At 51.4% G+C, this 24,444-nt stretch carries 20 protein-coding genes and 1 riboswitch; of the genes, 9 read left to right on the top strand and 11 right to left on the bottom strand.

Features of this window, described 5'->3' with window-relative positions; genetic code table 11:
* Positions 1–79: 79 nt before the first annotated feature.
* From CO251_RS09725 to CO251_RS09715, 3 genes are all read right to left on the bottom strand, one after another.
* Positions 80–505 (bottom strand): PaeR7I family type II restriction endonuclease, encoded by a 426-nt coding sequence (locus CO251_RS09725; RefSeq protein WP_242968521.1) that lies wholly within the window; start codon positions 503–505, stop codon positions 80–82.
* 14 nt (positions 506–519) lie between these two features.
* The gene (locus CO251_RS09720; protein ID WP_103375624.1) at positions 520–2,229 is read right to left on the bottom strand and encodes an N-6 DNA methylase; all 1,710 of its coding nucleotides are present in this window, start codon (positions 2,227–2,229) and stop codon (positions 520–522) included.
* Between the two features lie 204 nt (positions 2,230–2,433).
* Positions 2,434–2,865: a helix-turn-helix domain-containing protein gene (locus CO251_RS09715; RefSeq protein ID WP_242968520.1), complete on the bottom strand. Its 432-nt coding sequence runs from the start codon at positions 2,863–2,865 to the stop codon at positions 2,434–2,436.
* A gap of 480 nt (positions 2,866–3,345) precedes the next feature.
* Here CO251_RS09715 and CO251_RS09710 point away from each other — a divergent pair, with 480 nt between their 5' ends.
* On the top strand, positions 3,346–3,762 hold the full coding sequence (locus CO251_RS09710; protein WP_103375622.1) for a TIR domain-containing protein: 417 nt from the start codon (positions 3,346–3,348) through the stop codon (positions 3,760–3,762).
* 13 nt (positions 3,763–3,775) lie between these two features.
* On the top strand, positions 3,776–4,723 hold the full coding sequence (locus CO251_RS09705) for a caspase family protein (protein ID WP_103375621.1): 948 nt from the start codon (positions 3,776–3,778) through the stop codon (positions 4,721–4,723).
* 589 nt (positions 4,724–5,312) lie between these two features.
* Here CO251_RS09705 and CO251_RS09700 read toward each other — a convergent pair.
* Complete coding sequence (locus tag CO251_RS09700) at positions 5,313–5,696, bottom strand: transposase (RefSeq protein ID WP_158246274.1); 384 nt, start codon at positions 5,694–5,696, stop codon at positions 5,313–5,315.
* Entirely contained in the window at positions 5,678–6,379 is a 702-nt protein-coding gene (locus tag CO251_RS09695) for a transposase (RefSeq protein ID WP_103375619.1), read from the bottom strand. The genes CO251_RS09700 and CO251_RS09695 overlap by 19 nt, the downstream gene beginning before the upstream one ends.
* 149 nt (positions 6,380–6,528) lie before the next feature.
* Between CO251_RS09695 and CO251_RS18055 the strand changes: the two genes are divergently transcribed.
* Positions 6,529–8,022 (top strand): transposase, encoded by a 1,494-nt coding sequence (locus CO251_RS18055; protein WP_369825253.1) that lies wholly within the window; start codon positions 6,529–6,531, stop codon positions 8,020–8,022.
* A 92-nt stretch (positions 8,023–8,114) separates the two neighbouring features.
* On the opposite strand, the gene CO251_RS17405 is transcribed toward CO251_RS18055, so the two are convergent.
* Positions 8,115–8,276 (bottom strand): hypothetical protein, encoded by a 162-nt coding sequence (locus tag CO251_RS17405; RefSeq protein ID WP_158246273.1) that lies wholly within the window; start codon positions 8,274–8,276, stop codon positions 8,115–8,117.
* 1,412 nt (positions 8,277–9,688) lie between these two features.
* Between CO251_RS17405 and CO251_RS09680 the strand changes: the two genes are divergently transcribed.
* The 3 genes from CO251_RS09680 (at position 9,689) to CO251_RS09670 (ending at position 12,419) form a co-directional block, all read left to right on the top strand.
* On the top strand, positions 9,689–10,864 hold the full coding sequence (locus tag CO251_RS09680; RefSeq protein ID WP_103375616.1) for a hypothetical protein: 1,176 nt from the start codon (positions 9,689–9,691) through the stop codon (positions 10,862–10,864).
* A gap of 316 nt (positions 10,865–11,180) precedes the next feature.
* Positions 11,181–12,107: an acetamidase/formamidase family protein gene (locus CO251_RS09675; RefSeq protein ID WP_103375615.1), complete on the top strand. Its 927-nt coding sequence runs from the start codon at positions 11,181–11,183 to the stop codon at positions 12,105–12,107.
* Positions 12,108–12,170: 63 nt separating this feature from the next.
* Positions 12,171–12,419: a hypothetical protein gene (locus CO251_RS09670; RefSeq protein ID WP_103375614.1), complete on the top strand. Its 249-nt coding sequence runs from the start codon at positions 12,171–12,173 to the stop codon at positions 12,417–12,419.
* A 379-nt stretch (positions 12,420–12,798) separates the two neighbouring features.
* On the opposite strand, the gene CO251_RS09665 is transcribed toward CO251_RS09670, so the two are convergent.
* Together CO251_RS09665 and CO251_RS09660 are read right to left on the bottom strand one after the other, a co-directional pair.
* Positions 12,799–15,045 (bottom strand): glycosyltransferase family 2 protein, encoded by a 2,247-nt coding sequence (locus CO251_RS09665; protein ID WP_103375613.1) that lies wholly within the window; start codon positions 15,043–15,045, stop codon positions 12,799–12,801.
* Positions 15,042–15,263, bottom strand: coding sequence for a hypothetical protein (locus CO251_RS09660; RefSeq protein ID WP_146039049.1), 222 nt, complete (start codon positions 15,261–15,263; stop codon positions 15,042–15,044). The genes CO251_RS09665 and CO251_RS09660 overlap by 4 nt, the downstream gene beginning before the upstream one ends.
* 253 nt (positions 15,264–15,516) lie before the next feature.
* A riboswitch (cyclic di-GMP riboswitch) is annotated at positions 15,517–15,605 on the top strand.
* Between the two features lie 80 nt (positions 15,606–15,685).
* Here CO251_RS09660 and CO251_RS09655 point away from each other — a divergent pair.
* Entirely contained in the window at positions 15,686–17,677 is a 1,992-nt protein-coding gene (locus tag CO251_RS09655) for an IPT/TIG domain-containing protein (protein WP_103375611.1), read from the top strand.
* Positions 17,678–17,734: 57 nt separating this feature from the next.
* On the opposite strand, the gene CO251_RS09650 is transcribed toward CO251_RS09655, so the two are convergent.
* Together CO251_RS09650 and CO251_RS09645 are read right to left on the bottom strand one after the other, a co-directional pair.
* Complete coding sequence (locus CO251_RS09650; RefSeq protein WP_158246272.1) at positions 17,735–19,303, bottom strand: glycosyltransferase family 39 protein; 1,569 nt, start codon at positions 19,301–19,303, stop codon at positions 17,735–17,737.
* Positions 19,304–19,583: 280 nt separating this feature from the next.
* Positions 19,584–20,750, bottom strand: a complete 1,167-nt coding sequence (locus CO251_RS09645) for a bifunctional glycosyltransferase family 2/GtrA family protein (RefSeq protein ID WP_103375609.1) — start codon at positions 20,748–20,750, stop codon at positions 19,584–19,586.
* 286 nt (positions 20,751–21,036) lie between these two features.
* On the opposite strand from CO251_RS09645, the gene CO251_RS09640 reads away from it, so the two are divergent.
* Complete coding sequence (locus tag CO251_RS09640; RefSeq protein WP_158246271.1) at positions 21,037–21,714, top strand: helix-turn-helix transcriptional regulator; 678 nt, start codon at positions 21,037–21,039, stop codon at positions 21,712–21,714.
* Positions 21,715–21,772: 58 nt separating this feature from the next.
* Here CO251_RS09640 and CO251_RS09635 read toward each other — a convergent pair whose 3' ends face one another.
* On the bottom strand, positions 21,773–23,686 hold the full coding sequence (locus CO251_RS09635) for a cell division protein ZapE (RefSeq protein ID WP_103375607.1): 1,914 nt from the start codon (positions 23,684–23,686) through the stop codon (positions 21,773–21,775).
* A gap of 346 nt (positions 23,687–24,032) precedes the next feature.
* Here CO251_RS09635 and CO251_RS17215 point away from each other — a divergent pair, with 346 nt between their 5' ends.
* A complete protein-coding gene (locus CO251_RS17215) occupies positions 24,033–24,266 on the top strand; it encodes a hypothetical protein (RefSeq protein ID WP_146039047.1) in 234 nt (77 codons plus the stop codon).
* Positions 24,267–24,444 lie beyond the last annotated feature (178 nt).

Raw genomic sequence — 24,444 nt, 5'->3', positions numbered from 1 at the left:
GTGCTCACTTCGGTAGTTCGACTATTTCCGAACTACTTCGCCATGGACCCTTTAAAATCCTTTACGCTTTCAATATATCTTACAAAGTTAGCGCGTATGGGGAACTACCCATAGCCTCCTCGGTTCGGTTGTTGAAGTTATTGCTAAACGAACCGACATGCGATTTGACCTCGATAGTCGCGACGAGTCGCTTCACTCCAGACGGGTGATGTCTGACCACCACTAAATCCCATTGTTTGGCGGGACGATAAAACCCGGGCAGTTCCAATTTTCCGGACGTAAAAATTTCCGATGCCTTCACACCGTTGGCCAGGAGGAGCCATCGGATCAATTGGATAAACCCTTCCATCTGCTTGCCGCCTGTGACAGAGCCGCGTGTCCCTTGATCTTGCACTCCGGCCTCCCGTTGTTTCACCTGTTGCGACAATCGGGTGGACCAGAAGACGCGAATAGCGTCTTGGATGCGAGGGCGCAATTCTTCACGCGACGGCATAAAAATTCCCACAGGTTCTGACCTCCTCAAGCTAGTGTTGACTGAATGATATGGAATTCAGTGGGTGTTAATCCGTATATTGTGGCGACCTCTTGGTCCAGAGCCTCGTGGTTCCGCACTAAGAGGGGATCTTTTAATGTTCTGATGTGTGTTGCGGAAATACTCTCGGGACGGGGCAGGCAGATGCGGCGCAAATATTGTGCTTGGTACCGCAAAAAGTCGCCCCGCATCTTGACAGCGTAGGACCAAATAAAAAACCGCGCCACGGATGATAGTAAAATGGCTCGTAGCACATCGATGTTCCAAACTCCCGGCAGCACGTAGTATAAATTGTGGTGTGGGTAAAACTTCCCGCTATCCTTCACAATATGATTAGCGGCTTTCACATCGGGGATCAACAATTTGGGCTGTCCCCTCAGGACCGGATAGATCCGGTCAATTGTCCGGTACCAGTTTGCTCCAGATTTCTTCGCGATGGCGCGCTGCTTAATGGTATCAGCGTGCTTGTCAAAATACGCGCGGAGTCTCGGCAATTGGTCCAAGTTGATCAACGAGCCGTCCAGTTCGAACGGGTTAATGACATATTTTCCTCCCCAGTGGATGTCGCCCTGCGCAATGTCTCTCGTCATCACCAGAGGGAGCAACACCTGCGTTTCCACGTCAAGTTTTTGACGGACGGGATCAATAATGAATACATGATCAGCCCCTGTGGCGACCCCAATGCCCACGCGAATGCCGTGCACGGGATCGGTTAAGTTCGGATGTTGTTGCTCTAGTTTACGCAAAACGTTGTGGTAATCTGTGGACTCCAAGATCCATGGCGCATCGCCACTGACCCACGTCTCGAATCGGTGCCATTGAACAGCCACGTCACGGGATTCCTCACCATGCAGTAGGGCCTGACGCGCCAAGTTGCATGTGGTTTCGTTGACGCGCTCCATGCGCACCACATGCACGGGGCCCCTGGTTTCTTCGGTATTTTCAATGACAATCACCGCAGGATAGGCCGAAACCTCGTCGGCAAAGGGACTAGTTTTATGCATGTCAATCACATGTTTCAACCGATAACGGGATACGATCAATTCTCTCAAACGTTTCCCGTAACGATTGCGCATAAAACGGTCAGCCACAATAAACCCCAGCGTGCCCCCATGGTTCAGCAGGTCAAGACCATGTTCAATGAAAGGTACATAGAGGTCGGCTCGATCATAAATCGTGGCATACTGTTGGCGATATAACAATATCTTGTCTGGTGCGATCAATTCTTGCCGGACGTAGGGAGGATTCCCCACGACAAAGTCAAAGCGTTCCCTAAGACCGTCGTCCGTAGACGACCGGTCGTGGTTCCACAATAAGAAATCCCCATCAATGAGCCACCGGTCTAATAGAGCATCGGTGGTACGGTGTGAGCGGCCATACGCTACCATGGCGGCATAGAGATTCGCCCGGCAGACTTCTCTGGTGTCCTCATGAATTTCTATCCCCCGAACACTATCAGCCAATTGAGTTGAGGCATATTCCAGCATCCCGCCATGACTCTGGTAGGATCTTAAGAGACGCTTGACGCCCTCGGTGAGAAAAGCCCCTTCTCCCACCGCTGGATCGAGTAGCCGGAACTGATGTAGCCGCTTATCGGGGCTATAGCCCACGAGGTCCAGAATGAGATTGACCACTTCGGGATTAGTATAAATCGCGCCATAAGTCTTTCGCAATGTGCTATCTGAAATATCTATCAATGGCTGATCCTCCTGTGCTCTGCAGCTCCATCAATACATGTCACCACAAGAATCTCGCCAAACCTCTGCCGGCGGCGTCGGACTATCCATTTGCCGCCTGCGATAAGGGGTCAGTCAGGTTGTTGACGGGGTTTTCCCTGCAGGGAAAGAGCGCTCATATACGGAATCTCAACATAGCCTGCGATCATTCGTGTAACTTCTCCCTTAGGCCGATTGCCACTGTTGTATCTCGCGTTGTAATTCGGTGACGACCGCATGGATATCGACGATAAAGGCCCAAGCTCCTTGACCCGGCTGCCGCAAGACCGACATCAATTCGTCTCCTTGCTTTTCGAACACGTCGTGTCCGTTCGTCACCAAAAATCTTTCCTCCAATGGCTGATCTAACCCATGCATGGCGTGCAGAACGGTCACGACTTTACGTAACGATTGAAGGCTAATGCCCGCATCCCGCAGTTGGGCGGCCACCCGCAAGGCGACTAAATCCCGGAAACTATAAATGCGGCGACTCCCTGTTCCATGCGCTTGAACGACGCTCGGCGACAAAAATCCGCTACGATCCCAAAAGTGTAGCGTTTGCGCCCCAATGCGGGTCAGCCGCTCGACTTGTGCGGTGGTAAATCCCTCAAGTTCCACAATAAGATGATCCCCCCTTGCTTCTAAAAAACAAAGTCTTTATAATCTAATTAAGTCACTTATATTATAGTCGACAGCCGACCACGTAGCAAGAAGGGAGCGTGAAATGGCGACAATCAGTTTTAACCGATCACCAAATCTATCTTGACAATCACGGCCATCGACTCAGTGGATGGTTAGGCGAATTACGGGAGTATGTACCCATGACATAATACCGCGGTTAATTCCGCGGGATCAGCATTCTATTGGTTTGCTACTAGGTTTTTGCTGGGATCGCGTGATCCCCTTCGAAGATTCCCGGCTGCGTGCGCTGGATCATGGGGTGTTAGGGTCAGCAACTACCAGCGCTGTCGAGTTTTTTGGCCTAGTTCGCTTCCGCCTGCTTACGTATAGTCTGTATGGATAATCGCCAAGGATAGCATAATAGGATATCTATGGCGGCATCTTAATCCTTGGTAAATAGAAGAGGGAGGAAGAGGTATGGCAAAAAGATATAATTTATTTATAAGCCATTCATGGACATATAGCGATGCCTACGACAAGATGATTGCTCTTCTTAAAAAAGATCCGGCATTTCATTACCACAATTTCTCGGTACCAAAAGATGACCCAGTTCATGACGCGAAAAACGATAAAGAATTATACGAAGCGATCAAAGCTCAGATAAGACCAAGTAGCGTCGTGCTAATTCTCGCCGGTGTATATTCAACTTATAGCAAATGGATTAACAATGAAATTCTTATTTGTCAGACAGAATTTACTATTGAAAAGCCTATTGTCGCAATTCAACCCTGGGGTTCCGAAAAAACATCGACCATTGTCAAAAACGCCGCGGATAAACTCGTCAAATGGCAATCAAAATCGATTATTGACGCCATTAAAGAGCTTTGTGATTGAAAGGAGATGCTATATGAGAAAAGCTCTCATAGTGGGTATTAATGATTACCCTGGGGTCCCGTTGGATGGATGTGTCAACGATGCCGTACAGATGGCCAACACATTGGAACGCGACGGTGATGGGACACTTAACTTTTCTGTGAAACGATTGACCTCCCCGGCAGACACGATTACCAAAGCATCGCTTCGGCACGCCATTCAACAGCTCTTTACGGGGAACAGTGATGTAGCTTTATTATATTTTTCAGGTCATGGATTGATTAATTCAGCTGGCGGATGGATCGTGACTCCGGACTTTCAACGTTACGATGAGGGAATATCCATGGACGAAATTCTGAATACAGCCAACCAGTCCATGGCAAAAGATAAAGTAATTATATTGGATTGCTGTTTCTCTGGGACATTTGGTTCCCCTGCATTACAGGGTGGCACTCTCGCGCAACTATCAGATGGACTAACCGTTTTGACGGCATCGTCCAGCCAAGAACCCGCAATGGAAATTAACGGGCAGGGAATATTTACGTCCTTGCTTCTTGATGGTCTTCTGGGTGGAGCTGCCGACCTTCGCGGAAATGTTACGCCTGGTAGTTTGTATGCTTACGTCGATGAAGCGTTGGGAGCGTGGGACCAGCGTCCCCTTTTTAAAACCAATGTTTCCCGGTTTACCGTTTTGCGCCGTGTTCCTTCCTCCATTCCCTTGGACGCGCTACGAAGGCTTAGTGAGTATTTCCCTGATCCAGCATACGAATTCCTCCTAGACCCCTCGTACGAAGACACAGAAGCGATAGCAAATCCCGAACACGTGAAGGTTTTTAAAGAACTTCAAAAGTACTTTTCTGTGGGGTTGGTTCGGCCAGTAGGGGAAGAGTACATGTATTATGCAGCCATCAATTCCAAACCTTGTAAATTGACTGCATTGGGATACCAATATTGGAGACTGGCGACCGAGGGAAAATTGTAAGGGGTACATGTCTACATTTTTTAAGACTGAACAATCAGTTCTATACGTTATTAAATTGTTTTGGAGGAGCGCATCATGGAAAAATCATCTTTATGAGGATTTTTATAAGCGACTAGGACTACATGAATATCCTTTCTCAACCTATACTGCCGAAAATGAAGAGGATAAAATTTCGGAGTTATGACTCTAGTCGGTAACAGAGGAACTGGAAAAACGGCATTGCTTTTGGACTTATTGGGAAAAAATCGTCATGACGACACCATTGTTTGCTTCATTGAAGATATTAAGTGAATTTACTTGTTACTCAAGTTTGGCGTTTTACGCACAATTCGACACGGCTCTAACTAGCATGCGTTAAGATGCGCTGCAGATTACCCAGAATTTGGCTCTTCCGCACTTTTGGTGGAAGACTTTCCAGCGTTTGTCAAACCCTGGCGAACTTTGTCACGCGGTGCCCGCCACGTGACGGTGCTCGTCTGTGGTCATCTCGCTGCCGCCGTATTCGGCGGCGGGTCCGACGGCGACCGTAAAAACGGCCAGGCCATACCAGCCCTCCGACATTTGATCCGACGCAGGAGGGGGTGATACGCTATGACGCCGCGTTCGTGTGGAGGATGCGTTTGCGCAAGGGATCGAACCCGCCCCGTCCATACATCAGCCGTTTCAATCGCTTAATTTTGTTGTTAAAGCCTTCGACCATCCCCTGGCTCCAGGGGCCCCGGATCCCGGCGCGCACGGCCGCCTCATCCTCCCGGATCCCTTCGGCAAAGCTGACCAGTTCCGGGATGCCGCTGGTTTCGGCGGCATGCAGCCAGGCGGACAACGCCGTCTCCTGGTGGTGCATGATCATCGTACGAAACTGATGGACCAGGGTATAGGCGTGACGGGGGACGGGCTGTTTCAAGACCTGCGTCAGTGGGGACACAGCGTAGCGTGGCAAATAGGGCCAGCGGGCTAAAAACCAATGAGCCAACTTATGCGTAGTCGGGCGTGCCTGTTTCCGGCCGGGTGCGCCCGACCGATGCCGTTCCATCCAGCGGCCCAAGGTGGACCGCCCCCGGTAAACCCCGCGTTTTTCAAGGCCTCCCACAGGACGGCGCGTCGGTGCTGACCGTTTTCCCATAGGCGCTGCAATAAAGGCTCAAAGGGGTCTAATAGATGGTGATACGGGTCACGCTGAGGGTGAGCGTCGGGCGGTGGAGCGAGTAAATCGTGACGTACGGTTTTCCGATCGCAACTTAACTCCTGGGCAATTTGAGAAATTTTCCACCCGGCCTCGGCGAGTCGATGCACGGCGGCATAGCGGATTTGGCGAGGGGTCAGAGCCGGTGTGTCCGGGGCGGCGGGTTCGTCTTCTGGCGGTAAATTCGGGGGAGGAGCCTCCGCGTCGCCGGACGGCGACGGCCTTTTCGCAAAAGGGGACAGCCGTCGCAAAAAATGCTCGATACTCTCTCCTAAGTTTTTCAGCAGATGCCACCGATCGGCCACTTGTTCCGCCTGGGGGGCTCCCTCGCGCGCCGCGTTCGCATACCCGATGGCCCGATCGCGGCCCACGACCTCAATAGACGGGTGCTCCCGCAACCACGCGGCGACGGTCTCGGCCGTGCGGTCCGGCAAGATATCGAGGATGCCGTGGTGTTCTAAATCCACCACCACGGTCGCATAGGAGCCTTCTCATTTAATCCAAACCCGCACGTCGCGGGGGTTTTGGGGCTTGATTGGTGCCATTTTCCCACACTAGAATCTACCAAATTCCCCAATTCGGACTAAATTCTTGACAAACAGGATCACCTCCCAAAAATCGTGTGACTGGCATTTGTTGCCAGATCCTACGATGGGGAGGTGATCCCGTGCTTGCTCGGCACGGGCATCATACGACATTTCAGCATCAACTCCAAACCGATGTGGCGCAATGGCCGCCACACTGGGGCGATCCGCGGGCGTGGCAGGACGCCCTCACCTGGAGTCTGGCGGCCGATCTGGATGGGCTCCGGCCCATCTTGGCCGCGGCGTACCACCCGACCCGCGGTCGTCCACCCATTGATCCGGTTACGCTACTACGGGCCATGGGTCTTCAAATCATCTTCGGGGAGTCCTCGATCTCACGGTGGGTTCAGCGGTTACAACAAACCCCGTTCTTGGCGCGGTTGTGCGGCTGGTCGGGTAAGGTTCCCGCCGTCGGCACCTTCTACAACTTTCTGTACCGACTGTATCCCGACCCTGATCGACGCCGAGGGGCGCTGCGGCGCCCCTCGGGGCGGAAGCTGAAGCTCAGACCGGGCGAGAAGATTCCGCCAAAGCGGCCCGGCGTCACCGGTCGGGTGGCGCGGCGGGTCCTGCGGGAAGCCGCGCGGCCGGCCCGGCCGCGGGTCACCGACCGCTGGGATGCGCTCTTGGCGGCGGTCGTGCAGGCCAGCGTCCGCCGAGGCGTGTTGCCGCCCACCTGGGATCTCGCGGTCGATGGCTCGCCGATCGAGAGTGGGGCCCACTCGTTTGGTCGGAAAGTCTGTGACTGTCCGGGCAAGCGCTGCGGTTGTCTGCGCTATTTCGGGGACGCGCACGCCTTGTTGGGATGGGACAGTTATCGCAATCGCTATTACTTTGGCTACAACGTGGTGAGTTTGGCCGTCACCAATGCCGTCCCCGGGCGCCCAGCGCATCCCTTGGTGGTGAGCCTGGGGCTGCACCCGGCCAACCGGTCCGACGGCGTCGCGTACCCGGCCCTCCTGGTCAAAACCCAACGCCGCTTCGCCGGCACGGGGGCGACCATCCGGCGGGTCATTGGGGATTCGGCGTTTGACGTCGATGACCTGTGGACCTTTACCCAAGCCCGCGATGTCACGCCCGTCTTTGCGCCCCATAGCCCCCCGAAGCCGCCGCAGGTGAGTCCCGCCGCGGCCGCGGCGGGCATCCGGCTCAATGGTCAGCATCAACCCGTGTGTGCAGCCGAGCGTCCTTTGGTCCCCCGCGGGTGGGCGCGTCGTGGCGTGCGTCACTGGGCCTGTCCCCTGGTCAACAAAACAGCCCCGGCTTGCCCAACCCCGTGTGCAAAAGCGCATAAACTGGTAAGCATCAACTTTCGCGGCACCCGCTATGACCAGCTGGGGTTGCCCTATCGGTCCCCCGAATGGGATGCGGTCTATGCACAACGGACGAGTGTCGAGCGGGCCCACAGTCTCTGGGAAACCGGCGGCGTCAAGGCCGCGCGCCATCGCCGGCGCTACGTCTGGTACGGGCGATTGGTCATCGGGGCCATTGCCCAACACGTTCAAGCCTGGGTGCGTGAGGCGGCTTCCTAACCCCGCTAGGGTGGAAAGGGCGGTGAGGGATTTCCTATCCGACAACTGACTCGCTCAAAACAGCGGCGACACCGCCGCCGAGCATCCTATTGCTATCGGGCACTCCACGGTATGGTACTCCCCGAGTACCAGCTATGGCCGACAGCCCACGGAGCCTTCCGCGTCATTTTCTGAGAAGGCTCATAGCAATGCCCTTTGGCGATCGCCCAGTCATCAATGCCCACAATCCGCGGAGGCGGAAACGTGGGGTCCACTTTACCCCTCATTGACGGCCGCGACACTCTCCCTTGCGGGTACCTCATCCTTAAGCTGCCTTCCGCGGTCGAGCTGGATGGTTAGATCATACCTCGTGTCATTGTTAATGGATACCTCAGATGGCGGGATGATGAACACCCATCTGTAATCGCGGCTCGTCTTCGGAGGAATGATGTCGCTTGCTACTGGATTACCCTTAATATCATAGACCAAAGCCCATGATCTGCCTACGTATAGGCTCGGATGACCAAAAGATAATCGAACTTTAAGTCTCCCCTCGGTCGCGCATCCCACGCGTCGTAGACCTTGCTCAAAACGAACCCGACCACAACACCGACGTACGGTCTTACTTGTACCCAGCAACTACTTCCATGAATAGCTGATTGTATATGATGGCTCATTTATGTTATGACCTGTGCGCTCAATGGCAAAATCGCTCTATATTGACCTGATGGTTGCTTCGCATGCAGCACCCTCGCCGGATGCACGCGCGCGGTCTTTATCGATCGGCGACGTCCGCAAACTCCACCCGTGTCCCACACAGGTCCTCCTTTCCTTGCCCTTTGTTCAGATTGAGTGTGAAAGAACGGCAAACACCCATCCAGAAATAAGACCATCCCTGTTAACTGAATGCGGTGCATGGAGGCATTCAGTTGCCAATTAAAGTATATCCTAACTCGACGTCAGGATCTCCGCCATTGGTCATGAAGTGTCCCATAACATGACATCTGTGCCGTATACTGGAGACAATGAAGAAGATGAGACGTCAGTTGAGCTCTCTCAAGAAAGTCAGCAACTGCTGGGGTGCACCGCAGCTCTTCGACAGCAGTTGATGAATACTGTAGCACTGACAGCCACATTGACGGATTCCCAAGTGGTGGCTTTCCCTTGCACTGAACTGAGCTATTTGGAGTGGTATCTTGAACACTCTTGTTCAGTTAGGTTTACATAGTTGTCCCCCACGGCGTGACTGAATGCGAAAGCAAGCATTTAACACAAAGTAGCTATCGCGCTTTCCATTAAAAATACAGGCGCCGCAACTGTTGCAGACTATATTGCTATGCTTGTTTTACAATCGTGGGTTTTCATGGTCCGGCGAATCACTGCCGGGAGAATACTGTCAGATTCCGAAAGATATGAGTCAGTTCGGGTATGCTGCATAGGTCGCAGAATCTCGTTCCATTAGACAAGTTATTCGAGAGAGACCGAGATCATACGCGTTTGAGAGCAAGATGCAGGGAGATTGCGTGTAATTTTTCTCTAGAATAAGTTATGACGGAAAGGACCATTGGATATGAAAAGTCGAAAGTTGAGTTGCGGAAGATCGACGACGACAAGAGATGCGCGCGATAACGAATCATCCGTAGATAGATCGTTGGGGAAACATTTCTTATATGTTTCGGGAGGATTGTTGATTTTACCGTTTTTGGCACTCCTAATCAAATCACCTGAGACGAATGCCTTGATCTTAGTGACCCATTATCAATCCCTCGTATTGGCTGTGCTAGCTTTGGCCATCTCAGTTGTCGCATTAACTACATACTTGACTTTGGAAGAACGTGTACGGGAGACAATGGCCAGCGAAATAGGCAAATTGAAAGAGGACAATAAGGTCCGGGTACGGTTGCTATTGGATCTTGAGAAGAGTCGCGCAGATTCACTCCAACTTGAAAAGACCGTAGAGCGTATCCTGACAAGTGTGGATTTGTACGAGTTTTTCCAGAACGATATTCGAGAAGTGTACTGCAGTTATACCAAACCGGGCCAAATTACCACAGCTACTGCGGTGTCTTTAAGAGATTTCTTTCGTAAGCACACGCAGTATGATATCGATCCGGTGTGGAGATTTCTTATAGACATTTCCACCCAAACTGAACAAGGGTTTGACGAAGCCAAACAACTTTGGCCTTTAGTTGAGAAGAAGGTTAACAGAGTACAGATGTTCTTGACGATAATCTGGCTTTTTGGTCTATGGGATTCCTTACAGGAGGCAAGTTGGTGTAAATCTTTAAGTAGTCTTCTGCTCGACGCATCAAACCACCTGCATCTTCGCGATAGGGTTATACCGATTATTCAATCTCGATGCGAATCTGTGTATCGGGATCATGAACCGAACTGGACAACAACAACAGGAGCCGTAGGTCAATTAACCTTGTATGTTCGGCATGGGGACACGACCCATCTCGAACGATGGACTCTCTACTATGCTGATCTATTTGGTAATCAGCCTATTCCCAACGAAACCATGTCTGGCCAAGACAGCCACCCGACAACAACGCGTCAGTTTATTGTGAACAACTTGCGACTATGCGCCGATGCCAACTATTTAGAATCCCTGAAGAATAACAAGGATGAGGTGCGCGTCATGGTGGTTTATGTTGATAGACTAGTTCACGAAAGGGAATTAGTGTATGGACTAGTCATGGTGTCCCGCCGCGCATTGGCTAATTTCGCAAATATTTGTGAGAGCCATACTTTGGAGACATTCACGAAAAAGATAGAGTCTGACCATAATGTAAAGATATTGTGGGTGGCCAAAGATCCCAACAATATGACGGAAAATGAGAAGATCGCTGATGCCCTCTAGATTAAGTAGTGGATGGAAATCGTCGTTTGTGGCACGGGGTGCATAATCCGACCGATGGTAGGCCAGCCAGCACGCCATAGTGTTTGTGCTGAACTTAAATAACCGAAAGCTGATGGTCTTGCCCGTCCACCGTCCGACGGCTATACTGACCGTAATTCAATTACAGCCTCTAACCCCGAGCAATGCAGTTTTCAGTGTTACAATGATTAAACTATCTGAACATATTTCATCGGCGCGTTATCATTCCCGCCGCGTGAAAACTTCTCAAGGAAGTAACCGGTAAGTATTTAGGATAGAACAAGGAGGATTGGCTGCCATGACGACTCACTATTTTCCAGATCAAGTACATTTTCGGTGGGACCAACACTTAGCTCCCGTGCTGACGATTGCTTCCGGGGATACGGTGGTGTATGACCTCCGTGATGTAACAGATGGGCAGATTAATCCCCAATCTTCGGATGCGATCCTTACCGAGTTGGATTGGGATCGTGTTTATGCGTTAGCTGGCCCCTTGGGTATCGAAGGTGCTGAACCGGGCGATACCCTGGAGATAGAAATGCTCGATTTGCATACACGTGGATGGGGATGGACCGGGACTATTCCGGGATTCGGGTTATTACCGCAAGACTTTCCTGACGCTCATCTGCATATTTGGGATATCAGCAATGGGCGTGTCGCGCGCTTTCAGGACGTGGCCAGTATTCCACTTCGGCCATTTTGTGGAACGATGGGTGTCACGCCTGCAACGTCTGAACCTACCCTGATTATGCCTCCAGGACATTTTGGGGGCAATGTGGATTGCCGGGATTTAATCACCGGAACGCGTCTCTATTTACCCGTACAAGTGCCGAAGGCGCTATTTAGTGTCGGAGATCCTCATGCCGCTCAGGGGGATGGAGAAGTATGCGTGAGTGCATTAGAATGTCCTATGACGACGGCATTTCGCTTTATCTTGCATAAGGGGTATTCGATTCCCGGACCCCAATTCCAAACCAGTGGGCCTTTACGCTCTGGAATAGAGGACCAAGGCTATTACGCGACGATGGGCGTGGGACCCGATCTGATGGCGGCCGCACAAGATGCGGTACGGGCCATGGTGGACTATATCAGCCATAATTATCGTCTCGATCCGCTAGACGCTTACATTTTGTCGTCGGTGGTGGTGGACTTGAAAATCTCGGAGGTTGTCGACCAGCCCAATTGGGTGGTTTCGGCCTATTTACCCCTGAGTATTTTTCATTAACTGACACATCACCCTGATATCGACAGTTTCCTACTTTATGTTTTTCCAAGGAGTGTGCTCCCTATGCCAAAAACCGCACCATCTGCCAGTCCCGAAGATATTGCCCAGCAGATCCGCAGGACCGTCCACGGCGAGAGCGCCACGATTCAAGGATCGGTGCTGACCGCGCCAGCCGCCGAGAGCCGCACCACGGTATCGCAGGATATTTTGGTGAAAGACATCGATCCCCGCGGCACCAATGTGCGGTCGCGGATGGACCCCGGGATAATCCGTCTGTCAAATACAATATTACCAATACTGATTATTTCTTGACCAACCTATCAATGGAGAAGCCGTACCTCTTCACATGAAAAATGTCAAAGCCGTGATCAAATCCAATATCCAAACGTAGTAGCAACAGCGTGCGACTGTGGGTTAGCAGCGTACCCGTAAGAGATAGAGCCCTCATAACGAGGGCTAAATACGTTGTTGCCGTAAAAAAAGGCCGTGTCCACAAAACATCCACGAAAACGCGGTCTCAATGCATGTAAAAAGAAAGTGGAACTCGTAAACAAAACCCGTCTCGAACTCTCAAGGAACAATCTATCACAAGGTCTAGATCGATTCGACCGATAAACGCCGAAAGGTTAGGAGACGGTTGGCGTGTCTAAAACACTTTCGTCTCGGGATAGGATTAATGATCAACAAGCCCTTACACTGCCGATTCTTGTGTTGAGCTCCCCATGACCGAGGTGACATCATAGGGTACTGTGCTTAATCCGTGTACGGTTTTTTCCCAATGAGATGGCCGTGTGATCAGCTGCATTAAGGCTTTCCAAGACGCTAAAGACATCATGCTCCAGTAGATGGGGGTCAGCACCGTATACGGTACCAGCTCCCAATTCCCTCGTTTGGCTACCCCCAACGCGTTAATATAGGTAAAGATGAAATTGCCGGCTAACAGATTAATCATACCTAAGTAATAGATGCCCGGAGGAAATAACGACGGAATCACATGCCAGTGGGTCATAAACCACAAACTCGTGAGAAACCAATACAGCGGATTTAACAAAAACATGAGGGGAGTCCCTAAAATAGACATTTGAAATCCCCAAAATCCTCGTGCTCCCATGGACCGGTAGAGTTTAATGGGATGGCGCATATGCACCAACCATGTTTGAATATAACCTTTAATCCACCGTGAGCGTTGGCGAACCCAATTGACAAATTCAGAGTTGGCCTCTTCATACGTATTCGAATCGATGACGGAAGCATAGTAACCGGCTTTGTAAAGGCGAATGCCTAGGTCCGCATCTTCAGTAACATTGTAGGGATCCCATCCTCCTAACTCGCGCAAGCGGTCAATGCGAAAATGGTTCGATGTCCCCCCTAAAGGAATGGGCAGCTTAGCGCGATATAACGCCGGTAAAAAGAGGTCAAACCACGATGCATACTCCGCGGTGAACCACCGCGTTAATAGGTTTTGTTCCGCATTAAAATAGGAGAGCTTGGCCTGGACACACGCCAGTTTATCGTCATGCTGACGAAATGCCACGATGGCTTTTTTGAGTTGCAAAGGTTCAGGCAGATCTTCCGCATCAAAAATGGTTACGTACTCCCCTCTGGCCAGTTGCAGTCCGTAATTGCAGGCTTTGGGCTTAGTGCGTGGCTCGCTTGGGGGGACAATCACGATATCGATGAAGTGCGGTAAGTTAGCGGCCTTTGCGGCCGCAATCGTGTCCTCGTCGTCAGCTTCAAGCAGTAACTTGACGTCGAGTCGGTCCTTTGGATAGTCAAGAGCATTTAGTGCCCGTGTTAGAGTTGGCAAGACGGCCGCTTCTTCACGGGCTGGTACTAAAATCGTATAAATCGGTAAATCGCGCTCGTCTAATGCCGCGACCATATCCTGACTCCCTAAGGCGGAATCAGGAATATCCGTGCCTTGGCGAATCATCCACAGACGATAGGCGATGGTCACAGAGTACATAATGATAAGCAAGCTACTAAGGACCGATGTGGCCACACTAGGATGCCACACTAAGAGCGCGACGACACAAGCTAAGGTGACAGCAACACTAACCCATTGTCCTCGTGTCATAGTCTTTCGGGCAGAATCTTCAGGCCGAACGGTAGCCAGGTGGTCACGGCTCATAGCCATATCAACAACGTGAAATCGGGCCGTTAACACGGCCTCAATATCACGCTTGCCAGACACCATAACTTGAGGAGCAGAGGGCAAAAGACGCTCTAATTCCTCCACCGCTTGTTGTGACTGCCACGGATCTTCGACAGCCAGCACAGCCGCCGACCCACTCCATCCAATGGGTACCATCCGGGCTTGGCGCCAAAACTGTTCCTCCCTTAGAGCCCAGACATGGCTCAGATTGGGTTCGTGGGCAATTTTTTCTGGATCTTGTGCTAACAAGTTCACTTCAGGAAGGTTGAGTTGCGACGCTACAACCCGGGCCACCCCCCAATAAGTGAGGACCCGGTGCTGAACCAAAATTTGGCCGAGTTTTCCACCGCGCCGTGCCTGTTCTGCCAACGCGCTGTCAACATCGCGCGAGGAAATGAGCCCTAAACGTCTCGCGGTTTCTCCGAAATAAGATGATGGCCGCACATCATGGTGTTCACCCAAGACGCGTCGGTACGCGTGAGCAATGCTCCGCGCACTCGCACGGTAAAGTTTTACCGGCACGACAATACGTCCTAATAAAGCTCGTGCGTCATCACTTAAGGGAAACACCGCAGCCACACAGACCCTGCCCGAATCAAACCGAAAGGCTAGCAATCCAGCCTTTTGCGCACTGGCCGCATCTAACATCAGTGCTGCACTCGGGTCAACGGGGTCATGGATTTGTCCCTGAGAATTCCTTGTGGGAAAGAGGTCGATGCTCTCGATGGCCTCTTGAGGCATCGCGGGCGCGGAATCTACAAAATGACTTGGACCGACTATCATGAGATATTTCCTTTCTGGGAATTCTCGACTGGCTGAGGCGGATGCAAAACGGGTTTCCTTTTGTGATTCTGCTGGGAGGACAAGGAGGCATAAACAATAATCATTCCCCCAAAGAGCACAAGCGGAAGAATATCAATAGTCCAAAACATCAACAACATGGCCACGAGAAATATTGCTACGCTACCTGCAGTCCAAACACTGCGTCTCAAAGTCTTCATCGTCCACCTCATCCTCTCGCCATCCTAAAGCGTTAATCACATCGTAGATGGTTTCCTGTGCTCATTGTAAAGAATAGGGTCTCGCGATACCGTACCAGCTAGCGTCTCAGACTGCGTCTTACAATCCCATCGTTACCGGCGCAAACTGGTAAATATTTTGCGGTTTTGACCTGTTAAAATCTTGAACATTCTTTGCATCTAGGATTACTATGAGATTAGAAAAACTTGGAAGAACCAAGTCAAGCATTGAAACGGCCGATAAGGGCAAACCTGATTGAAAAACAGGGACGCAAAACTAAAGGGGCTTCTTACCATTACGGTAAATGCCAGCCAGTTGCCGAAACGGGACATTGGATTTGAGACCGTCCCGCTTTCCGGGAGGTCTCGTTTCATGTCGGAGGACATGAAAGGAAGAAAATCCAATGACGCCGATGGTTAAATTGATGGCGCTTAGTGCGCTGGCGCTCCCATTAACTTTTCTTTCCGTGAACCATTCCGTTTCCACGGTGGCAAGTAACGCGGTTCTTGCTGCGCCCCCCCTTACCACCTCGATAAGCCGCAATGATTTCGGCATTGACGTGTTTTCCTATGATAGTCAGTTAAATCTCCCCTCCACCATACCAACCCTGCAAACACTGGGCATGGGAATGCAGCAATTTCCTAACGACAACCAGTGGAGTTGGGTCAGCAATACATTTCGCAACGGGGGGACCGGTGCGGTGTCACTTAATGACTGGTCCCATATCTTACAGGCTACGGATAATAGCGGCTTATTTATCTTTAATTATGATGAGAACCCAACGTTCACCGGCGGAGGAGATGCCCAAGACGCTACTCTTCTCACGCAATATATCGTGAGTCATCATCTTCCCATTTCCGCTATTGTCATTGGTAGCGAGGAATATGGTCCCTGGGATTTTGCCGCCAACATGAATACCTCGCACTCTGCCGCCTATTATGCGCAAAGCGCGGCCCAGATTGCCCAAGCGATCCATGCGGTTGACCCCGAAATGAAAGTCGGCATTTCTTTCTCTTTAGGAATGGGCTCGTATAGCCGCAACTGGAATCAAACGGTATTACGCACTGATGCTCCCTATATCAATTTTGTCAGCATCCATGACTATCCCCTTGCATCAAACCTCTCGAACACCGAATTGCTCACGCAAATTCCCCAATACATCTCCCAAGCCATGAATTACGTGCACGAGGAGATTGCGGCTAATGTGCCCCTCTCTTTAGCTGGGCATATCCAAACATGGGTGACCGAATACAATCCGTGTGGGGAACCGGGCCCACAATCCATCAGCCCAGTTTATGGAGCTGCGATGGTAGAGAGTGCGATGCTGTGGCGTGCGGAAGGCGCCTCTAAACTTTTCGTTTGGAGCTATGATGGGCAGGCCCATGTGGCAACACCGTCTTGGCCCGTGGCGACCAATGCTAACGCGCCATTTGGTCTCTTCGCCCTTGCTGGAGATGGACAGTCTCCTGAACTCCCAGCCAATACTTTATACCCCTCTGGTCAAGCCCTGTCCCAGCTAATGAACGCTATTGGCCAAGGGGGCGTTTTAAGCACATGGACCAACAGTTCCTTCGTTGTCGGAGCGATTAAGAGCAATGTGGGCCAAAGCCTATTTCTCATTAATGAAACGGCGAGGCCCCAGTCCGTAACAGTCAATGACCAAACTTACGAAGTACCTGGCGCCTCTTTGCTCAGTACCACCACGACGGCCCCCATCTTCTCCCTGTCTCTAAGCCAAAATACCGAAGGCAGCACGCTGCCGAAGATTACCTATCACAAACATACTCCTGTTATTCAAAGCCCAGGAACCGTGTATGATGGCGAAGTGGTGACACTCCAAGGTTTGCATTTGGGATCTGCCATGAAAGCTCCGGCGTACGTACAGATCTCCCAGAACAACGTCAATTACGGGGGACCAGGGGATGACTACCATATTGCTATTAGTCAGTGGACTCCAACTTCTGTTACCTTTAAAGTGCCAAATGGCTATTCGGGACCAGGCCTAGCCAATGGTCCGGCCACTATCGAGTTGGCAACTGACAACGGCGTAGTATCCAACATCGCCCCGGTTATGGTAACACCGCCCCCCCAATTAGGGGTTTCGCTAAGCCCTGATAGTGCTTTGCAGCCCGGAACCATCCTAACGATTACGGGTACGAACTTGGGCGCTACCCAAGGGTCTGGATATGTGCTAATCAGTCAAAACGGGATTAATTATGGGGCCCCCAGTGATTGGTACAAAATTCATATTCTGCAATGGACCAATTCCCACGTCGTCTTAGTTATTCCCAACGGCTCGTCGGGTCCTGCTCTATTGCCGGGTACTGCTACGCTTCAAGTTACAAACTCTACAGGCGAACAGTCTCCTCTGATGTCGTTGACGATTCGGCAATAGACCCGTACTACTCATGTTTACTCCCCCGGCTCCGACAGATGCGGGGGAGTATTTACGTTAAGGCGCAGATGGCAAAATCGCGTAGAGCCGGAATTTGTCAGGTCCGGGAAAACTTTTAATCAGCCGTGTCCACGGCACGGAACCCGCCCATAACCCGGGCCATTGGCGATTGATCGCGTCGAGTTTAGCGGTAAACAGCGGACGCGGCACCAAAAACGCATCGACCCGGCCTCGTGGATTATGCAAAATGGCAGCAAAATCATAATCTGACGTAATGGTTAGCTGATTTAGGTGATGGATGCGAACGGCTATTGGCCAATCAATAAAGGTATCCGCTAAAATTGTAAGGTGGGGATGGTCATTGATATACTGCACCACGTTCGCTGTTGACGTAAAAGGATTATCAGCATACCGCAATGACTGCCCGCGAAAAGCCGCATCGATAATCGGACCATTCGGATGACTCAAGAGGGGAATTTGCACTGCCAAAACCGTTCCGACATCTCCTGATATCAATATCAATGACAAGCCTGCCCACAAAAAGCTGCGGGATAACAGACTTTTAGGTATTCGAATTTTTGAGGCCGCATAAAGCATCAGCAACAGCCCATTGGGAATAAAGGTGATAAAATACCGATCCCAATCGGCTAAATGTCCTGAATAGACGAAAGCCAGCTCGAGCGCCACCGCCCCAATGGTACCCGCAATTAACACAATAGCCCGGGCGTCTTTACGCTTACCAAAACAAAAGAACAACGTAAAAATTCCTCCGAGATAAATGGGCCAATACAAAAAACCAAAGTGTGCAACGTAAAGCAGGGAACCAAAGATGTGGTGATAAGCGAGTGCTAAGGCGCCATTGACGCCGGCCCCTGTCGCCGTCTGAGCTAAATTCCCATAACTAGAATTTAAGAAATAAAGCGGGCTTTTCATAACGAGCCAGTTAAAATAGAGCCAAAGCCCCCCCACAAATACGATAGGCGCTCCAAGCAAAATCGCCGATCCTTGCCATTGAGCTGGATGAGCTTTCCCCCATTGCGCGATAATCAACGCAGCAATCACAAAAGCTCCAAAAGGAACGGCTTCGTAGCGCATACCAAATCCCATGGCAAGCCAAAAGCCCCCAGCCATCAGTCGGCGTAACGATCCATGTTGCAGATAGTCAAAGAGTCCATCGTAGCTGCCCAACATACAGCTTACCCAAAGCAAGTCGGTCATTCCATTAGCACCATAGAGAATAATAAAGGGATTGAGCGCAAAGATGAGGGTTGCCGTAATTCGCACCCCCTTCGGAACCGTAAAGCCTTGGATAATGTGGTTGAAATGATAGACCCCAATGGCCCCAAAGACTGCCGTCACCACATTGCCCGCAATACCGCGGGACACAACGGCGGGAAACCAAGGATGTAGGGCCACGATGGGTAATTCTAAGAGGCTCGGCAGAGGGTTCCATATGAGCCCAATAGCTCCCAAATGTGGGTCGCGACTAAATAAGACGTAATAAGCATTGCTGACCCGAGAGGCTGCGTCGCCCGCATAATAGTGCAGATCGTAAATAAAATAGACACTGACCGCCGCATAAACGAAAAAGGCCAATACGGCAATTCCTTGACCTTCCGACAGCATCCAGGATTTGCGCCTATTCCGAATAGCTAGAGTAGGAGTGTTTCGCGTCAGTGGTGGATTAACAAGGGACGACGTTGTGTTGGTCATTAAGGTCCTCCATTGGACTCGCAAGATATTGAAAAGGTGCTAATACCGTCACTATTACTGTAGGCCATGAGCGCCATTTCGTCTGTCCCACAGTGCGTCTCAATAAGAGTATCGGCGCAGATCATCCGGGGTGCCGTCTGTGAAAAACTCTAAGCATCGTCACGAAGCGTGATTGATTAAGTGCGGGTTCTTATTACGTTCGACTGTGAAGGGGTTGTTCCACTCCTAAAAGACTGTGAGAACGGCGAGCGAGAATGTGATAGCCTGTATAGGTCACCATTGATGCCACAGCGATTCCTGCTACTTTGCCCAATAAAGCTCCAGTATTTCCCAAGACGTGCGACGACAATCCACTGAGTGTCATCTGCACGGCCACTCCAAGACTTGTCACCACATAGAATCCGAAGGCCGGTAAGGGGGTGCGAAAACTAACACGAGAATGCAGAATATAGCCACATATACTCGCCACAATCCATGCGCCTAACGATTCCAAAGCAGCGAGAAATCCGTTGTGAAATGGTGGCCAAATCGACATAAACATCCAGAAGACCGCAATATCGACCACTGTGTTGAGTGAACCCACCACCCCAAACCGCAAAAGCTGCCATCTATCCTCCCACACGCGGTGGAATACGTGTGACCAATGAGCCCATGCCATCTTCCCCAAAGACGGCACACAAGCCACCATATGATTCAGTCCGGCTCGTCGTGGACGCACACTGCGCTGATTGACGGGAACCTCGATAATCCGCAAATTATGACGCCTTGCCTTCATTAACGCTTCAATATCATAGAGCCATCCCGGTTCCCTGGCTTTCGTTAAGACATCTCGCGCAAACCACCCTGGGAAGACTTTCATGCCCGCTTGTGTATCCTTGACGGGGAGCTGCAACACCTTAGATGCTAGCCAATGCGCTAAGCGGGAGGTGTGGCGTTCAAACCACGGACGTTCATCATGTTCCCGGCAAGCAATGACGCATTGGTCATAATCTTTGCCAATGAGTTCTACCATTGCAGGCAATAGTTCCGCGGGGTATTCCAAATCGGCATCAATAAAGGCGACAACGTCGCCTCTACTGGCCTGAAATCCACACATAATGGCATGGCCTTTTCCGGTCGAGGTATGGGTTTTCAACACGTGAACCGGAGACTGCACAACATCCGCCGCTCTTCGTGCCTCGGTACTGGTGTCATCGGAAGACGCGTCATCAACGACAATGATTTCTACCGCCATGTCAGCCGCTTGAAAGATCGCGTCTATTGTGTATATGGCCTCACCAATGCGTCCCGCCTCATTCTTGGCGGGAATCACCACTGACACTAATTGCTGCTGGGCTACCCATGCCGTAGTTGGTGCCATATCTGCCAAAATGGTTCGCTTCCCTTCCTACCCGTGATGTTCTCACTCATACGCTAACAGGGCAGGAAACAAGGAACAGTACCAGTCGCAGTCGCAATTTTGGTCTCTTATCGACCGAGTATTGGTGCAAAGCGCCTTATAGCCCATAAAGGGGATGAAGACATCTGATCTTGTCTGGGGAAGTGGGTTGAGACAAAGCCTGAGACTGTTTACGGTTTTTTAACCCATTACACTCAAAGGGCCAACATAATGGATGGTTGTATATAAAGAAAGGACGAATTCGGATATGGCCCGAAAGGCATACCAAAATAAATCGGCCGCAATTCCTGCCTTGACGCAAACCGAAATAGACGCGCTAAAGCTCGCAGCCCAAGGCCATACAGCAGAACAAATCGCCCAGACCATGGAGATTGCACCACGCACCGCCACGCGCCATATTCACCGGGCGCTGAAAAAGCTTCTCACGCGTTGGCCCGCAGCGCTAATCGAAGGATCGCCGAAAGTAACAAAGACCAGTTCGTCTGACCAGTGGAATAGGATTTTGACACGCAAGGCGGGAGAATCCCGCATCAAGGCGTATATTAAGCGCGCTCAGTTGCAACCCCATTCGTCATGGGCTTATATTTATATTCTCCTCATGAATAGTACATCCCAGCCCTATAGACAGCCCACAGTATTAGAGGGTATTCCCCACCATGTCCGCGAATCGGATACAGTCATCCAGTGGGATGACCATGAATGGGTAATTTTTCTCCCCGCGGCAACAAGGGGAGAAGCCGAAGCGGTGACACGCCGGATGACTGGCGAGCGCTCGGTTCACTTTCCCTTTGGCATTGGATGGAGTGTGTCAGGGCTTCACGACGATGTGGCAGATGCCATTCAAACCGCTCGTCGTTTAGCCCTTGAAGATTATGCCCAGGTGGTCTTTTATTCGACCTCCCATAACCGAATGCCTCCCCATTAGGGGGAGGTGCCTCGCTCCTATTCCGGCGCGTTTTTAACTTGAACGCTTGGTACACAGGTCATTCAAATAGGGCCTGAGCCAAGCGTTCAAGCGCCGCCCGGTGGTTGCGAAAGTATGTGGCACGGGAGAGGTGCAGACGTTCCGCCAATTCTTCATGGGTCCCCTGCTTATCCAAATAATACAGCGCCAGCAACGTTTTCCCGCCAATATGCGCTCCTAAATCGGCCGACGTCAAGGCATCGAGGAACCATGCCCGTAATTGGTCCGGAACCCCAACCTGACGCCAATACTCGGCCAGGACGGTTCGTTCTAAATCTGGTTCGGAAGATAACAACTGAAGCGCTTCTTGAATCGCAGGAATTGGGTGCTCAGGCGGCGGGGCAACCGGGGCTCGCAGAATATCAGCCAGCCAGGCATGATATCCCATTGTCGCCAAATCGAGCATCCTAGATGGTGTCGCATTCTTTGGATTCATCGGCAATCCAAATCCTAAATGATTCAACACCTGGCTCATGGCTGGCGATGTCTCCCGTACGGTCCACAGCACTTTGCCTTGGGGCGGAAAGATGCGAAGGAGCGCCCCGAAGACCGTCTGTTCCATGAGTCCATCATGGTCTGGCACCTGCAAATCATGAATAATAAGCAATTGATCGTGACTGCGGCGGTCGATGACCACATATCCGGCCGCGGTGCCATCTTGATGAAATGCCGTCAGCACTTCAGCCTGCGTATAAGAGACCTGTGCAGAATCATAAGACGCTGGGGGCAAATCCGCTAGCCGACCCCAACTCCACGTAAACTCATCACTACGGTCGAATAATGGCTTCCCGACTTTCATCCGTATAAGGGGCATGATGCGGTCCCAAAACTCCTCGCTTGTTGTCGCCTGCTTATGGAGCGCTTGATGAAGATGATAAGCGGCTAGTTTTCGTGTCCATTGTTCCCACATCCAAGGCCGTGAGGCTTGCGCTGCGCGCCTTACCCGCTCCCGTACCATAGCCGGCATTCCGTAATATCCGCCTTGATAGGCATCCACGAAAGGCATTGCCGTTAATGCATCCCACGATGCCGCCACTGCCTGATGTCCTAGCACTTCGGCGAGCAAGTGGCGGTTAAAGATCGGGGTCATTGAAGAGACGGCGATTAAGGCATCGACATCTTTATCGTTGCCCTGTCCCGCTCGCCAAGCCATACGCTGAGAGCCCGGATGGCACACTTGCTCTAAGAGAAATGACGTCATTCCTCCTGTCATCACTCCGCACGCCACCGCACTATCACCCGGCCATGCCTCGGCCACTAATTTGATGCTATCCATCATCATACACAACAACCTCGGCCGCCCCCTGGAGATAGCAATGGCTTCCTCCACCACGGCAGGATCATGGACGTCTAACTGAGCACATAACTGACGAGCTGTATCCATATCAAAATCCGTCAGCCGGTGCGACACAATTTGTCCTGACTGCTCGCCAGGCCACAAGCGGCGTGGCGACTGACGTCCGGCTAAGATAACACAGCCACCAGCTCGGCGGACTCCAGAAATGACGGGCCACAAATCTTGGACAGCATCATAGTTATCCACAATCCATAAGAGACGCTCTTTGTCTTTCACTGCCTCCACTTGCATCATGATCCGCGGCCATCCATGTTGACCGTGCCTTGAGCCGGACATCTCATACTGGTTATCCATGAGGCCGTCGGTAAAGATCACCTCGCCCTCCCAATCCATCATCGACTCAAAGAACCGTTGTAAAAGATACGATTTACCGCAGCCAGCTGGTCCCCAAAGATATAGAATGTGACGCGTGCCTACAGGACGTTGTGGCGTGTGCTGTAGTGCCTGCCATACGGCATCGCGTCCAATAATGGTCTCCCGGTACTCCGTATTGTACGATCCCACCTCTTCAATCACTTGTGGTGCCCCCCCGTTCTTCGTATCGTCTTTTTGTGGTTCGGCAACATTTGTGCTCATCCTGAGCGCGCTAGCTCCTTTTGGTACCGTATTTGTACTGTAATTCAAAACGTCTCATGAAACGTCTCACATTTGTCTCAGGTTTTTTCGGCCATACAGTGCCCCTTCACAGTGCCAGTACGTTTTTGACAGCGAGAGACAGCCTCAAGTGGCGTTCTAATCGTCCGTAGCCATTATTATTGAAGAAATAAAATCGAAATCCGACGCGTTCTTTAGGACTAGGACGCTACATTAATAGGAGGGATGGTCATTCAAAGCCAACCGTCTTGAGATTGTATTTGAAACTGTGGGCCATGGAAACATGCGCCTATAATACAAGGGAGTGAATGCACATGGGAGGCGTAACATGCTCATCTGCGATTGCTGTGGACAGGCCACTTCGGGGCTAGGACAGTCTTTTTCTTGGTGTAGTCATTTCCCCAATCTGTCGCGGTGGAAGACGGTTAAGATCTCGTCAGTCAATGGACACTGGCGCTTAGATGCGTTGTTATGCCGCCGGTGTGTGCGCCGTATCCGCGCTGAAATTGTGCATAGCGATTCATCGTGGCATACACCCGCAGTAGCTAACCATCCGTTATAAATAGGCGTAGAAAAAGGCCGCCAACACTCCTAGCAGGAATGCTGGCGGCCTTTTATCTTGACTCCCTATTTATCACAACAAGTTTATCCCGGAATCGACGGGGGCTGGTCCGAACTCGCGCCCGGCCGACGCCCACTGGCGGACGTCTTCGCCGCCTTGTCGCTTTTGTCGACACTGA

This window comes from Sulfobacillus sp. hq2, from assembly GCF_002903155.1.
GTDB classification, from domain to species: Bacteria; Bacillota; Sulfobacillia; order Sulfobacillales; family Sulfobacillaceae; genus Sulfobacillus; species Sulfobacillus thermotolerans.
The sequence above is the reverse complement of the archived record's forward strand: the minus strand, read 5'-3'. Positions and strand labels throughout refer to the sequence as shown.